The organism is Microlunatus sagamiharensis (genome assembly GCF_900105785.1).
Taxonomy (GTDB): Bacteria; Actinomycetota; Actinomycetes; order Propionibacteriales; family Propionibacteriaceae; genus Microlunatus; species Microlunatus sagamiharensis.
The window spans coordinates 4,192,707-4,206,324 of record NZ_LT629799.1 but is presented as its reverse complement, the minus strand read 5'-3'; the positions used below and the strand labels follow the sequence as shown (position 1 = coordinate 4,206,324).

General features: G+C 74.6%; 13 protein-coding genes. 11 read left to right on the top strand and 2 right to left on the bottom strand.

The genetic code is table 11. The annotated features are described in order from the left end of the window. The first annotated feature begins 15 nt into the window (after positions 1–15). The 6 genes from BLU42_RS19495 to BLU42_RS19470 all read left to right on the top strand — a co-directional run bounded on the left by BLU42_RS19495 (position 16) and on the right by BLU42_RS19470 (position 5,301). The gene (locus tag BLU42_RS19495; protein ID WP_231918344.1) at positions 16–798 is read left to right on the top strand and encodes an ABC transporter permease; all 783 of its coding nucleotides are present in this window, start codon (positions 16–18) and stop codon (positions 796–798) included. Between the two features lies 1 nt (position 799). Further along, complete coding sequence (locus tag BLU42_RS19490; protein WP_091078441.1) at positions 800–1,855, top strand: sulfate/molybdate ABC transporter ATP-binding protein; 1,056 nt, start codon at positions 800–802, stop codon at positions 1,853–1,855. A 20-nt stretch (positions 1,856–1,875) separates the two neighbouring features. Next, entirely contained in the window at positions 1,876–2,358 is a 483-nt protein-coding gene (locus tag BLU42_RS19485) for a twin-arginine translocation pathway signal protein (protein WP_091078438.1), read from the top strand. Positions 2,359–2,479: 121 nt separating this feature from the next. Beyond that, complete coding sequence (locus BLU42_RS20780; RefSeq protein ID WP_157720103.1) at positions 2,480–2,974, top strand: DUF1707 SHOCT-like domain-containing protein; 495 nt, start codon at positions 2,480–2,482, stop codon at positions 2,972–2,974. 97 nt (positions 2,975–3,071) lie between these two features. Further along, the gene (locus BLU42_RS19475; protein ID WP_197680531.1) at positions 3,072–4,502 is read left to right on the top strand and encodes a glucose-6-phosphate dehydrogenase; all 1,431 of its coding nucleotides are present in this window, start codon (positions 3,072–3,074) and stop codon (positions 4,500–4,502) included. Positions 4,503–4,623: 121 nt separating this feature from the next. Further along, entirely contained in the window at positions 4,624–5,301 is a 678-nt protein-coding gene (locus tag BLU42_RS19470; protein WP_231918342.1) for a PadR family transcriptional regulator, read from the top strand. Between the two features lie 52 nt (positions 5,302–5,353). On the opposite strand, the gene BLU42_RS19465 is transcribed toward BLU42_RS19470, so the two are convergent. Then, on the bottom strand, positions 5,354–6,889 hold the full coding sequence (locus BLU42_RS19465; RefSeq protein ID WP_197680530.1) for an FGGY-family carbohydrate kinase: 1,536 nt from the start codon (positions 6,887–6,889) through the stop codon (positions 5,354–5,356). After that, a complete protein-coding gene (locus BLU42_RS19460) occupies positions 6,886–7,884 on the bottom strand; it encodes a sugar-binding transcriptional regulator (protein WP_091078431.1) in 999 nt (332 codons plus the stop codon). The genes BLU42_RS19465 and BLU42_RS19460 overlap by 4 nt, the downstream gene beginning before the upstream one ends. A gap of 172 nt (positions 7,885–8,056) precedes the next feature. Here BLU42_RS19460 and BLU42_RS19455 point away from each other — a divergent pair, with 172 nt between their 5' ends. The 5 genes from BLU42_RS19455 to BLU42_RS19435 are packed head-to-tail and all read left to right on the top strand — an operon-like array spanning position 8,057 to position 13,566. Beyond that, entirely contained in the window at positions 8,057–9,181 is a 1,125-nt protein-coding gene (locus tag BLU42_RS19455) for an alcohol dehydrogenase catalytic domain-containing protein (RefSeq protein ID WP_231918340.1), read from the top strand. Further along, complete coding sequence (locus BLU42_RS19450) at positions 9,178–10,122, top strand: triose-phosphate isomerase family protein (protein WP_197680529.1); 945 nt, start codon at positions 9,178–9,180, stop codon at positions 10,120–10,122. Before BLU42_RS19455 ends, BLU42_RS19450 begins: the two co-directional genes overlap by 4 nt. Next, the gene (locus BLU42_RS19445) at positions 10,122–10,802 is read left to right on the top strand and encodes a DUF2291 family protein (protein WP_157720102.1); all 681 of its coding nucleotides are present in this window, start codon (positions 10,122–10,124) and stop codon (positions 10,800–10,802) included. Before BLU42_RS19450 ends, BLU42_RS19445 begins: the two co-directional genes overlap by 1 nt. Beyond that, positions 10,802–12,448: a sugar ABC transporter ATP-binding protein gene (locus BLU42_RS19440; RefSeq protein WP_091078424.1), complete on the top strand. Its 1,647-nt coding sequence runs from the start codon at positions 10,802–10,804 to the stop codon at positions 12,446–12,448. Before BLU42_RS19445 ends, BLU42_RS19440 begins: the two co-directional genes overlap by 1 nt. Continuing rightward, positions 12,445–13,566 carry an ABC transporter permease gene (locus BLU42_RS19435; RefSeq protein ID WP_091078420.1) on the top strand — a complete coding sequence of 374 codons (1,122 nt, stop codon included), beginning with the start codon at positions 12,445–12,447 and terminating at the stop codon, positions 13,564–13,566. Before BLU42_RS19440 ends, BLU42_RS19435 begins: the two co-directional genes overlap by 4 nt. Positions 13,567–13,618: the final 52 nt, after the last annotated feature.

The window sequence follows — 13,618 nt, the reverse complement described above, 5'->3', positions numbered from 1 at the left end:
CCGTACGCTCGCCGGGTGAGGAGCACCCTCCCCCGCTGGGTGTACGCCCCCGCCGCCCTCGGGGCGCTCTTCGTCGTGCTGCCCCTCGTGGCGATGGGCACGCGGGTCGACTGGTCGCGTTTCGGGTCGCTGGTCACCAGCCCGGCGTCGCTCGACGCGCTCGGGCTCAGCCTGCGCACCTCCCTCGCGTCGACCGTGCTCTGCCTCGTGCTGGGGGTGCCGATGGCGCTCGTGCTCGCCCGCACGTCCTTCCCCGGGCAGCGCGCGGTCCGCTCGCTGATGCTGCTGCCGCTCGTCCTGCCGCCGGTCGTCGGCGGCATCGCGCTGCTCTACACGTTCGGGCGGCGGGGGCTGCTGGGCCGCACGCTCGAGGTCCTCGGCGTGCAGGTCGCCTTCTCGACCACCGCGGTCGTGCTCGCCCAGGCGTTCGTCTCCCTGCCCGTCCTCGTGGTCAGCCTCGAGGGCACGCTCCGGGCGGTCGGGCAGCGCTACGAGACCGTGGCCGCCACGCTCGGCGGGCGCCCGACACTCGTGCTGCGCCGCGTCACGCTGCCGCTCGTGCTGCCCGGGCTGGTCTCCGGCTCGGTGCTCGCCTTCGCCCGCTCGCTCGGCGAGTTCGGGGCGACGCTCACCTTCGCCGGGAGCCTGCAGGGCGTCACCCGCACGCTGCCGCTCGAGATCTACCTCCAGCGCGAGACCGACGCCGGCACGGCCGTGGCGCTCTCCCTCGTCCTCGTCGCCGTCGCGGTCGCCGTCGTCGGCCTCGCCGCCGGACGCCCCGGGCAGCGGGTGCTCTGACGTGGGTCTCCACCTGTCCGCGCAGGTCGCCGCCCGCGGCCTCGACGTCACCCTCGAGGTCGGCGAGGACGAGCGGCTCGCCGTTCTCGGCCCGAACGGCGCCGGCAAGTCCACCCTGCTCGCCGTGCTGGCCGGGACGCTGCGACCCGACTCCGGACACGCCGAGCTCGACGGGGAGCCGCTCTTCGACCTCGGCTCCGGGCACTGGCCGCCGCCGCACCGGCGCCGCGTCGGCCTGCTCGCCCAGGACCCGCTGCTCTTCCCGCACCTGGACGTCCTCGCCAACGTGGCCTTCGGCCCGCGGGCGGCGGGGGTCGGGCGGCGCGAGGCCGAGCAGCTTGCGCGGCGCTGCCTGGCCGACGTCGAGGCCGAGGACCTGGCGCCCCGCCGGCCCGCCCAGCTCTCCGGCGGGCAGGCCCAGCGCGTGGCCGTGGCCCGCGCGGTGGCCACCGACCCGCGGCTGCTGCTCCTCGACGAGCCGCTCGCCGCCCTCGACGTGACCCTGGCCCCGCTCGTGCGCCGGGTGCTGCGGCAGGTGCTGGTCGGGCGCACGAGCGTGCTGGTCACCCACGACCTGCTCGACGCCCTGCTGCTGAGCGACCGGGTCGTCGTCCTCGAGGGCGGCCGGGTCGTGGAGGCCGGGCCCACGGCCGAGGTGCTGCGCCACCCGCGCACGACCTTCGCCGCCCGCCTCGCCGGGCTCAACCTGGTGCTCGGCACGGTCGACCCGGTCGGCGTCACCACCCCGGCCGGCCTGCACGTCGGCGCCGGCACCTCGGGCCTCACCCCGGGGACCGCCGCGGCCGCCGTGTTCGCCCCGAACGCCGTCTCGGTCTTCGTCGACGCACCGCACGGCAGCCCACGCACGGTCCTGCCGGCGCGGGTCGGCGAGCTCGTGCCGGCCGGCGACGCGGTGCGCGTCAGCACGGTGACGACGTCGGGCGAGCCGATCACCGCCAGCGTCACGCCGGCGTCCGTCGGCGAGCTCGACCTCTACCCCGGCCGCGACGTCTTCCTCGCGGTCAAGGCCACCGCCGTGACGGTGTACGCGCTCTGACGCGAGCCTAGGCTCCGACGATGACGATCGTCCCGGCCGGCTTCGAGGTCCCGGCCGTCCACCGCGCCCGCGGCCTCCGGCTGGAGCTCCTCGGTCCGCAGCACAACGAGGCCGACCACGCCGCCTGGACCTCGAGCATCGAGCACGTCCGGGCGACGCCCGGGATCGCCGAGGGCTTCGGCGGGCACTGGCCGCCCGCGGCCGGGATGACCCTGGAGGAGAACCTCGCCGACCTGGTGAGCCACGCGGACCGCTCGGCCCGCCGCGTCGACCTCGCGTACGCGGTCCTCGACCACCTCGAGGGCACCCTGGTCGGCTGCGTCTATCTCAAGCCGACGCGTGAGCCGCTCGCCGTGCGGGTCCTCTCGTGGGTGCGGGCGGACCGCGCCGAGCTGGACGGCCCGCTCACCCAGGTGGTGGGCGACTGGCTCCTCGGGGACTGGCCCTTCACCGCCGTGCGCTACCGCATCGGCCTCGCGCCCGCGACGCTCCGGGCGCTCTGACCTCCGCGGGACGACCCGCGGCCCGGTCGCGTACGACCGGGGTCTCGGCCTGCTCCGACCCCCGTCCCCGCACGCCCGCGAGCCCTTCCCGGGACCGGGCGGCGGGGACGAGGCTCGCGGCGTGGACCACCTCACGCCGTACCCCGGCCGCCCCTCGTCCGGCCGCCCCGTGACCCCGCTGCGCGCGGTCGAGCCCGCGCCCGCCCTCCGCGTCGGGGACCTCGAGCGGGCGACCGCCTGCGACGCGCTCGCCGAGCACTTCGCCGCCGGGCGCCTCGACCCCGCCGAGCTCGACGACCGCCTCGCCCGGGCCATGGCCGCGCGCTCCCGCGACGACCTGCGCGCGCTGTTCGCCGACCTCGGCCCGCGGCGCACGCCCGCGGCCGAACCCGAAGCCGCTCCGGCTGCCCGCCCGGAGGCACGCCCCGGCAGCGACCTCGCCCCGGTCCTGGCCACCGTCGTGGTGCTCAGCCTGCTGCTGGCGGGCGGGATGCTGCTGGTGCTGGGCGCGTACAGCCCGGCGCTGTTCGTCGCCGCGCTGGTCGGCGGCACGGCCACCGCGGTCGCAGGCGGCTGCGTCACGACCCTGGCCCGCTCGACGCTGCGCCGCCGCTGACGCCCGGCGGGGGTCACCCGCCGCGGAGCACCGCTGGCCCTAGCGTGAGCGTGCACCCGTGGCCCGCGGGCTGCACCGTCGACCCTCGGAGCCCGCCTTGAGCATCTCGACCGCCACCCCGGACCAGGACCTCTCGGTCGACGGGGCCCCGCTGCCCTCGACCCCGATCCGCAGGCTCGTGCTCCTCGGCGCCAGCGGGGACCTGGCCAACCGGCTGCTGATGCCGGCGCTCGGCAAGCTGCTCGACGTGGAGCCGCAGCGCCGCGACCTGGTGCTGGTCGGTGCCGGCGCGGAGGACTGGGACGAGCAGACCTGGCGAGACCGGCTGGAGGGTTCGCTGACCTCGGGCGGGGTGTCGCGGGAGACCGTCGACGCGCTGCTGGCGACCACGTCCTACCACCGCGCCGACGTCACCAGGGCCGAGGACCTCGCCGCTCTCGTCGCGGCGGGCGAGCCGGCCCCGGCGCTGTACTTCGCGCTGCCGCCCGCGGTGACCGCGCGGGCCTGCGAGGCGCTGCGCGAGGTCGACCTGCCCGAGGGCACCGTCCTCGTGCTGGAGAAGCCCTTCGGCACCGACGCGGCCAGCGCCCGCGCGCTGAACGCCACCCTCGCCGTCCTCGTGCCCGAGGAGCGCATCTTCCGGGTCGACCACTTCCTCGGCCGCTCCACCGTGCTGAACCTGCTCGGCGTCCGCTTCGCCAACCGCATCTTCGAGCCGGTCTGGAACGCCGAGCACGTGGCCAGCGTCGACATCGTCTTCGACGAGCAGCTGACGCTCGAGGGCCGCGCCGGCTACTACGACCGCGCCGGCGCCCTGGTCGACATGATCCAGAGCCACCTGCTGCAGGTGATGGCCCTCGTGGCCATGGACCCGATTGGCGAGGTGTCGGCCTTCGACCTGCGCGAGGCCAAGGCCGCGGTGCTGCGCGCCTGCCGGGCCTGGGGCGACGACCCCGCCAAGGCCTCGCGCCGGGCCCGCTACACGACGGGGACCATCGACGACCGCACCGTGCCCGACTACGTGGCCGAGCCCGGCGTCGACCCGGCGCGCGGGACCGAGACGCTCGCCGAGGTCACCCTCGAGATCGACAGCTGGCGCTGGGCGGGCGTGCCCTTCCGGCTGCGCTCGGGCAAGGCGGTCGGCGCGCTGCGCAAGGAGGTCGTGGTGACCTTCAAGCCCGTCCCCCACCTGCCGACCGGCCTGACCGGGGAGTGCGAGCCGGACCGCCTCCGGCTCTCGATGGGCCCCGACGCGATGGCGCTCGACCTCAACGTCAACGGCGAGGACGACCCGCTGGGGCTCGACCACGTCACGCTCGACACCGACCTCCACCCCGGGCGGCTGCCCGCGTACGGGGAGGTGCTGGCGGGCGTGCTCGACGGCGACCCGCTGCTCGCGGTCCGCGGGGACACCGCCGTGGAGTGCTGGCGCATCGTCGACTCGGTGCTCGGGGCGTGGGCCGCCGACGAGACGCCCATGGAGGAGTACGCCGCCGGCACCCAGGGCCCGGCGGGCTGGCCCCTCTAGCCCCGCGGACCCGGCCTCGGTGCAGGGTCTTGTAGAACACTCGGAATATCTTCTAGACTGTCGGCGATATATCGGTGACGCGATCACGGAGGTCGCGCCGACAACTCAGAGGAGCACCACCGTGCGACACCACTTCAACGCACCCCCGCAGGGATTCGTCCCCCCGAAGGCCTTCCGACGGATGGCCGCCATGGCGGCCGCGGGCGAGGGCTTCGGACCCGGCCGCGGCTTCGGTCCCGGCTTCGGACCCGGTCGCGAGGCCGGCGCCGAGGGCGGGCCGGGCTTCGGCCCCGGCTTCGGTCCGGGCCGCGGCTTCGGCGGCGGCCACCGGGGCTTCGGTCCCGGCCGCGGCTTCGGCCCCGGCGGTCCCCGCGCCCGCCGCGGCGACGTCCGCAGCGCGATCCTCGGCCTCCTGGCCGAGGGCCCGTCCAACGGCTACGGCCTGATCAAGGCCATCGCCGAGAAGACCGACGGCGCCTGGAAGCCGAGCCCCGGCTCGGTCTACCCGACGCTCGCCCAGCTCGTCGACGAGGGCCTCGTGACCAAGGAGGACGGCCCCCGCGGCGCGTACTCCCTGACCGAGGAGGGCTCGGCCCACGTGACCGAGCACCGTGAGTCCATCGACGCCGCGCTCGACAACGCCCGCGAGGGCGGGGCCGGCAGCGACCTGCGCGACGCGGCGCGCAAGCTCATGGGCAGCCTGCAGCAGTTCCACGGCGCCAGCGCCGAGCAGCAGGCCCGCGCCAAGGACAAGGTCGACCAGCTCCGCCGCGAGCTGTACGGCATCCTCGCCGAGTGAGCCGGGGGCGTGGGCCCGGTCGGGCGACCGACCGGGCCCGGCCGCCCGTCCCTCAGCCCACGGACCCGGCCTGGCGCTCCTGGAGGCGCGCGAGCGGGTGGACCACCGGGACCGTCGCCGGGTAGAGCCCGAGGAAGTGCCCGTAGAGCTCGTCGTAGACCGGCCGCACGCCGACGTCGGGCTCGACGGTGGCCGCCGGCCGGCTCCAGTCGGTCTCCGGCGGGACCAGCCCCGCGCCGATCGCGGCGAGCAGCGCGTCGCCGTAGCTGGCGCCGATCGTCTCGCGCGGCACCACCTGCGTCAGCCCGGTGACGTCGCTGACGACCTGCGGCCACAGCCCGGTCCGCGTCCCCCCGCCGACGGCTACCAGCCTCCCGACCGGCGCGCCCGCCTGCGCCAGCAGCTCGGTGACCTGGCGGACGCCGTACGCGACCCCCTCGTAGACCGCGCGGTAGAGGTGGCCCCGGGTGTGGCTGAGCGTGAGCCCGGCGACGACGCCGCGCGCCCGCGGGTCGAAGACCGGCGACCGCTCGCCGGCGAAGTACGGCAGCACGAGCAGGCCGCCCGAGCCGGCCGGCACCGCGGCCGCCTCCCGGGCGAGGGTGGCGAAGTCGGCCGCGCCGACCAGCTCGCGCACCCACGCGGTCAGCAGCCCCGCCGTCGCGGTCCCGGCGGCCAGCGTCCAGGACCCGGGGTCGACCCCGGCCGTGCTCCACAGCACCGGGTGCGCGAGCGGTCGCCGCTGCGCCTGCACCAGGAACATCGTCGAGCCGTACATGAGCATCGTGTCCCCCGGCGAGCGCACGCCCGCCCCGAAGGACTCGGCCCAGGCGTCGACCGTCCCCGCGCAGACCGGCGTGCCGACCGGCAGCCCGGTCTGCACCGACGCGGCGGCCGTCACCGTCCCGACGACCTCGGACGGCCACACGAGCCGCGGCTTCTCCAGGTGCTCCAGCACCCGGTCGGCCCAGGGCTGCGCCCAGTCGAAGGCGTGCACGTCGTAGAGCGGGTCGCACTGGCTCGCGGTCTGGTGGTCGAGCACGTACGCGCCGCAGAGCCGCCGCACGACCCACGAGCTCGACCCGAACCACCGCCGGGCCCGGGCGAACCGCTCCGGCTCGTGCCGGGAGACCCAGACCAGCTTGGGGCCCACGGCCTGGCTGGTGAGGGCCTTGCCGCACCGGGTGAGAATCTGTTCAGCACCGAGCTCGTCGGTGAGCTCCTCGATCTCGGCCTGGGCGCGCATGTCGATGCCGTAGAGCACCGCCGGTCGGACCGGCCGGTCGTCGGCGTCGCACAGCACCAGGCACGGGCCGACGCCGCTCACGCAGACCGCGGCCAGCGGCGCACCGCCCGCGGCCGCGACCAGCTCGGCGCTGATCGAGACGACGTCGGCCCACCAGACCGCCTCGGCGTCGACCTCGGCCCAGGTCGGGCGGGGCAGGCTCATCGAGTGCGGCCGCTCCCGGACGGCCGTGGCGAGCACGACCCCGTCGGTGGTGACGAGCACGCCCTTGCTGCTGGCCGTGCCCATGTCGATGCCGACCAGGAGTGGTCCGCCGCTCCGCCCCGAGGGCCCCGCGCTCACGCCCGGTCCAGGATCAGCCGCGCCGTCTGGGGGTCGGTCACCAGGTGGTCGAAGAAGCCGGCCCGGGCCCCGGCGACCACGGGGGCGACCTTGTCCGCGCCGGAGGCGACGGCCACGACGACCGGCACCTGCTTGAGCGTCTCGAGGTCGAGCGCGATCAGGCGCTCGCTGCCCGGGAAGGTCACCGGCTCGCCGGAGCGGGAGAAGAAGCGCGAGCAGATGTCGCCCACCGCCTCCACGAGAGCGGCCGAGGAGGTGTCGATGAACTGCGGTGCCTGCGCGCGCAGCAGCGGCGGCGCACCCACCCCGGTCAGCACGCAGCGGGCGTGGGGCCACAGGTGCAGCACGCGCTGGATGCTCGGGTCGTGCTGGAGCGTCTGGTAGAGCTCGGGGCCCGGCAGCGCCGGGGCGAAGAGGTACATCGCCCGGCCGCCGATGCGCTCGGCGACCAGCCGGGTGATCTCGTTCGTCTGGTACCAGGCCTCCGGCTGGTCGGTCCCGCCCACGGTGGGCGCGACGACGACGCCGGGCAGCCGGGGCAGCTCGAAGCGCGAGACCTCGTAGACCGTGCGGCCCGAGGAGACCAGCAGGATGTCGCCGGGCGCGAGCCCGACGCCGGCGAGCACCCGTCCGACGGCGGGCGCGAGGACGCTGCCCATCACGTCGCCCGTGCCCGCCGGGGCGGGGGGCACGGCGGCCGAGAGCTCGACCGAGGCGAGCCCCAGGGCGGCGGCCAGCCGGCCGGCGAGGTCGTCGCCGCCCGTGGTGTCGGGGGCGAAGACCTGGATCTTGACGATCCCCTGCCGGCGGGCCTCCGACAGCAGCCGGGAGACGGTCGCCCGGCTGGTGCCGAGCTGCGCGGCCACGTCGGCCTGCGTCGCGTCCTCGAGGTAGTAGAGCTTCGCGGCGGCGTAGAGGACCGCCGGGTCGAAGCGGCTGCCGTCCGCACCGCCGACCCGGTAGCCCGTCGCCGTCTCCGGTCGGGGTGCCGCCACGTCAGGGAGTATCGCAGCCACCCGCTGCTGAACAGCGGTGCAGCGTCCGAAGTTGAATGAACATTCGTGCTGGACAGGTGTGCAGCCGAGCGCTAGCGTGACGCCCGCAGCGGAGCGGCCGGGTCGGAACAGGCCTGCACGCTCCCCCGGTCCCGAGCAGAGAGGCTCGTCGATGGTCGACGACACCAGCGCCGCCAGCGCGTCCCCCCGCAGCACCGAGCAGGTCCCCGCCACGATGCAGGCCGTCGTCTGCCACGGCCCCGAGGACTACCGGCTCGAGGAGGTCCCGGTCCCGACGCGCGGCGCGGGCCAGGTCCTGCTCGCCGTCGAGGCGGTGGGCATCTGCGCGAGCGACCTGAAGTGCTACCACGGCGCGGCCAAGTTCTGGGGCGACGAGAACCGTCCGGCCTGGGCCGAGACCGAGGTCATCCCGGGCCACGAGTTCGTCGGCCGGGTCGTCGAGCTCGACGACGAGGCCGCCGCCCACTGGGGCATCGCGGTCGGCGACCGCGTGGTGGCCGAGCAGATCGTCCCCGACTGGACCTGCCGCTACTGCCTGCTCGGCGCGTACCACATGTGCGCGCGCCACGACATGTACGGCTTCAAGCGCGCGACCCCCGGCGCCATGGCCTCCTACATGGTCCTCACGACCGACTCGCTCGTGCACAAGGTGGACGCCGACCTGCCGCCGGCGCACGCCGCCTTCGCCGAGCCGCTGTCGTGCGCGCTGCACGGCGTCGAGCGGGCCGAGCTCACCTTCGACGACGTCGTCGTCGTCGCCGGCTGCGGCCCGATCGGTCTCGGCATGATCGCCGGCTCCAGGGCCAAGAACCCGCGGCTCGTCGTCGCCCTCGACATGGACGACGCCAAGCTCGACATCGCCCGCCGCACCGGCGCCGACGTCACGATCAACATCGCCCGCGAGGACGCCGTCGCGCGGGTGAAGGAGCTGACCGACGGCTGGGGCGCCGACGTCTACATCGAGAGCGCCGGTCACCCCTCGGCGGTCGGCCAGGGCCTGAATCTGCTGCGCAAGCTCGGCCGCTACGTCGAGTACAGCGTCTTCGGCAGCGACGTCACCGTCGACTGGTCGATCATCAGCGACGACAAGGAGCTCGACGTCCGCGGCGCGCACCTCGGCCCGCACTGCTGGCCGGCCGCCATCCGCATGATCGAGTCCGGCGCCCTGCCGATGGACGACATCTGCACGCACCAGCTGCCGCTCGCGGACTTCCAGAAGGGCCTCGACCTCGTGGCCAGCGGCAAGGAGTCGATCAAGGTCTCGCTGATCCCGTGACCGTCCCGCTCCTGCGGGCCGCCGACCTCCCCAGCCCGGCCGGTTCGCCCGGTCCGGCTCCGGAGGGCGCGGGTCGTCACCTCTGGCTCGGCACGAGCTGGAAGATGACCAAGACGCTGGCGGAGGCCCGGGCGTACGTGTCCGACCTCCACCGCGAGCCGGTCCCCGACGGGGTCGAGCTCTTCGTCCTCCCGCCCCTCACCGCGCTGCACGCCGTGCTCGACGCCCGCCCCGACGGCTCCGTCCTGCGCGTCGGCGCGCAGAACGGCCACTGGGCGCAGGACGGGCCGGTCACCGGCGAGGTGTCGATGCGCCAGCTGCGCGACGCCGGCGCCGAGATCGTCGAGATCGGCCACTCCGACCGGAGGGCGCAGTTCGGCGAGACCGACCAGGTCGTCGCGGCCAAGGTCACCGCCGCGCTCGACCAGCACCTCGTGCCGCTGGTCTGCGTGGGCGAGCCCTGGTCGGTGCGGGCGTCCGGCCGAGCCGCCGCGCACGTCGGCGAGCAGGTCCGCACGGCCCTCTCCGGGGTCGCGCCCCACGACCTCGCGCGGGTGCTCGTCACCTACGAGCCCGTCTGGGCGATCGGTGACAGCGGCCGCGCCGCGGCCCCCGGCCACATCGTCGGCGTGCTCGACCGCGTCCGCAGCGTGGTCGACGAGCTGGCTCCCGGCGTCGGGCTGCGGGGCCTCCTCTACGGCGGCAGCGTCACCGCCGCCAACGCCGGGGCCCTCCTGGACCTCGACGACCTCGACGGCCTCTTCGTGGGACGGGCCGCGTGGACCGCGGACGGGCTCGCCGCCCTGCTGCGGACCTGCGGCGACGTCGCCGCGAGGCGTACGACCGCCCACCCCGCCCGCCCCTCGGAGGCCCGCCCCGTGACCGCGGACGTCACCTCCGACCACCTCCTCGCACCCACGCCCACCCGAAGGAGCCGATGATGGCCTCGGCCCAGGCACCCGCCCTCCCCCGCCGCTTCTCGCCCCGACGTCTCGTGCTGGCGCTCGCGCTGGTCGTCCTCGTCGTCGCGATGGTGCTGTGCACCAAGTTCCTGACCCCGACCGAGCTCGCCTCGATCGCCCCCAAGCCGTTCGACCCGGCCGCGACGGCGGAGGACCTCTACTCCCGCGCGCAGTCCGAGCTGCCCGGCGAGGCGTCGGACCTCGGCAAGGTCGTCCCCGCTCTCCAGGAGGACCCGAAGAGCGCCGCGGACACGTACAAGGCGGTCTCGCCGGGCGAGAACTCCTACGTCTTCCCGGTGCGGACCACCGCCAAGGTCGTCTCGGCCACCGACGCCTCGCTGCGGCTGCAGGTGGACGGCGTGCCCAGCCAGACCCCGGTGCTCGTGCCCCTGACGACGGCGGTGAACGGCAGCCCGCTGCGCGACGCGATGGGCTTCAAGTTCGCCGACGCCCCGAGCCAGACGCAGTACCAGTACGTGGCCGACGAGATGAAGAAACTCGTCCTCGCCGACCTGGAGTCCTCGGTCAACGACCCCGCGAGCCTCGAGGGCAAGGAGGTCGAGGTCGTCGGCGTCGTCGCGGTGACGACCACCGGCGCCTCCGGGGTGCCGCGGGCCAAGCCGGTCAACGTCCAGCCGCTCAGCGTCAAGGCCGCCTGATGGCGGGGACCGAGAGCCGTGGCGCGACCGCGGTGGCCGGGCGCGCCGACGACGAGGTCGTCCTGCGGGCCATCGACATCAGCAAGACCTACGGCGTCACGCGGGCCCTCAAGGGCGTCAACTTCGAGGTCCGCCGCGGCAAGGTCACCGTCCTCTTCGGCGAGAACGGCGCCGGCAAGTCGACGCTGATGAAGATCCTGTCCGGCGTCGAGCAGCCGACCGGCGGCCGGCTCGAGCTCGACGGCGAGCCCGTGACCCTGGCCTCGACGAGCGACGCGGTGGACCGGGGGATCTCGATCATCCACCAGGAGCTGAACCTCTGCGCCAACCTCAGCGTGCGCGACAACGTCTTCATCGGCCGCGAGCTGCGCACGCGCCTCGGCGGCATCGACTACGCCCGCGAGGCCGAGATCACGCGCGGGCTCATGGACCGCCTCGAGGAGCCGATCCGGCCCACGACGCTGGTGCAGGACCTGCGCGTCGGCCAGCAGCAGATCGTGGAGATCGCGCGGGCGCTGCAGACCGACACCCGCATCCTGATCATGGACGAGCCGACGTCGGCGCTCAGCGCGGCCGAGGTCGAGGTGCTCTTCAAGGTCATCCGCGAGCTCACCAGCCAGGGCGTGGCGATCGTCTACATCTCCCACCACCTGGAGGAGGCGATCGAGATCGCCGACCACGCGGTGGTCTTCCGCGACGGCGACCTCGTCGCCACCGCCGAGGCGGCGGACATCGACCTGCCCTGGGTCGTGCGCCAGATGGTCGGGCGCGAGGCCGACTACGACTTCCGCGACGAGCCCCGCGAGTTCGGCGACGTGGCCCTCTCGATCCAGGGCGTCACCGTGGCCGAGCCCGACACGGGCCGGGTCGTGGTGAACGACGTGTCGCTCGACGTGCGCGCCGGCGAGATCGTCTGCCTCTACGGGCTGATGGGCGCCGGTCGTACGGAGCTCATGGAGGCGATCGCCGGCCGCGACCCGATCTCGGGCGGGCGGGTCCTGCTCGGGCAGACGGACCTCGGCACCCGCTCGGTCCGCGAGCGGATCGCCCTCGGCCTCGGGCTGGTGCCGGAGGACCGGCAGCGCGACGGCCTCGTGCAGATGATGAGCGTCGGGGCGAACCTGTCGCTGCCCAGCCTGCTGTCGATGGTGCGCCGGACGTTCATCTCGCGCCGGGTGGAGCGGGCCGACGTCGAGCAGGAGATCGCCGACGTCAAGGTCAAGACCGCCGGCCCCGGCGCCCTGATCACCTCCCTGTCCGGCGGCAACCAGCAGAAGGTCGTCATCGGCAAGATGCTGCTGACCCGGCCGAAGGTGCTGCTGCTGGACGAGCCCACGCGCGGCATCGACGTCGGCGCCAAGGGCGAGATCTTCTCCCTGCTGTTCCGCGAGGCACGCAAGGGCCTCGCCGTCCTCTACGTCACCTCCGAGGTGGGCGAGGCGCTGACCGCGTCGCACCGGCTCGTCGTCATGAGCCGTGGCCGCCTCGTCCGCGAGCTCGACCCCCGCACGTGCACGCGTGACGAGGTCATGGCCGCCTCCGGCGAGCAGGAGACGACCGACGAGGCCGCACCCCACCACCCCCGGACCGAGGACCACGTCCCGGCCGCCACCCACGCCGAGACCGACCGGAACGGAGCGTCATGACCGCCACCACCACCGCCCCCGCCCCGCCCGCCACCGGTCCGGCCGGCGCCACGCCGGGCCGGCGCCGCTTCAACTGGAACTCCGTCCTCGTCGAGGGCCGTGCGCTCATCGCCCTGCTGATCATCATCGCGATCTTCGCGGCGCTGAGCGACAACTACCTGACCGCGGGCAACCTGACCACGATCACCAAGCAGGTCGCCTTCAACGCGATCGTGGCGCTCGGGATGCTGATGGTCATCCTCAACGGCGGCATCGACCTCTCGGTCGGCTCCACCGTGGGCCTCACCGCCGCGGTCGCGGGCAACCTCTTCCGCGGGCTGAACCTCCCGCTGACGGAGGCGATCATGTTCCCGCAGGTGTGGGTGATCGTCGTGCTCTCCGTCGCGGTGGGGATGCTCGTCGGCTGGGTCAACGGGTTGCTGGTGGCGCGGCTCAACCTCGCGCCGTTCATCACCACGCTCGGCATGCTCTACGTCGCCCGCGGCCTCACGGAGGTGCTGCTGAACGGCCAGAACATCACCAACGAGCTCAGCGGCCAGCCGTACCTGAACAACACCGGCTTCTTCACCGTCTTCGCCAGCCGGCCGCTCGGGCTCCCGATCTCCGCCTGGGTGATGATCCTGTTCGCGGTGGTCTTCTCCATCGTGCTGACCCGCACGCCGTTCGGCCGCTGGCTGTACGCGACCGGCAGCAACGAGCGCGCCGCCCAGCTCTCCGGCGTCCCGGTCAAGCGCGTGCAGACCCGCATCTACGTCCTGTCCGGGCTGTGCGCCGGCGTCGTCGGCATCCTGCAGATGGCCAACATCAGCTCCTCGACCGCCGACCTCGGCACCTACTACGAGCTGAACGCGATCGCCGCCGTCGTCATCGGCGGCGCGGCGCTCTCGGGCGGGCGCGGCACCGTGCGCGGCACGATCATCGGCGCCTTCGTGATCGGCTTCCTCGCCAACGGGCTGGTCATCGTCGGCGTCTCCCCCTTCTGGCAGAAGGTGATCACCGGAGCCGTGATCATCCTCGCCGTCGCGGTGGACCAGATCCAGCAGATCATCGGCCGGCGCCGCAACGCCCGCCGCGCCGTCGCCGCGGCCCGGCAGGGCGGGGCGACCACCGCTGCCTGACCGTCCGGGCGCCGGTTCCCCCGCGCCGCGCCCGACTGCACCACCCACCAGC

What these genes read in the sequence shown, in the direction of transcription:
- BLU42_RS19485 (WP_091078438.1), top strand. Translation starts at nt 1,876, where the DNA reads ATGACGATCGTCCCGGCCGGCTTCGAGGTCCCGGCCGTCCACCGCGCC.
- BLU42_RS19455 (WP_231918340.1), top strand. Translation starts at nt 8,057, where the DNA reads ATGGTCGACGACACCAGCGCCGCCAGCGCGTCCCCCCGCAGCACCGAG.
- BLU42_RS19445 (WP_157720102.1), top strand. Translation starts at nt 10,122, where the DNA reads ATGGCCTCGGCCCAGGCACCCGCCCTCCCCCGCCGCTTCTCGCCCCGA.
- BLU42_RS19440 (WP_091078424.1), top strand. Translation starts at nt 10,802, where the DNA reads ATGGCGGGGACCGAGAGCCGTGGCGCGACCGCGGTGGCCGGGCGCGCC.
- BLU42_RS19435 (WP_091078420.1), top strand. Translation starts at nt 12,445, where the DNA reads ATGACCGCCACCACCACCGCCCCCGCCCCGCCCGCCACCGGTCCGGCC.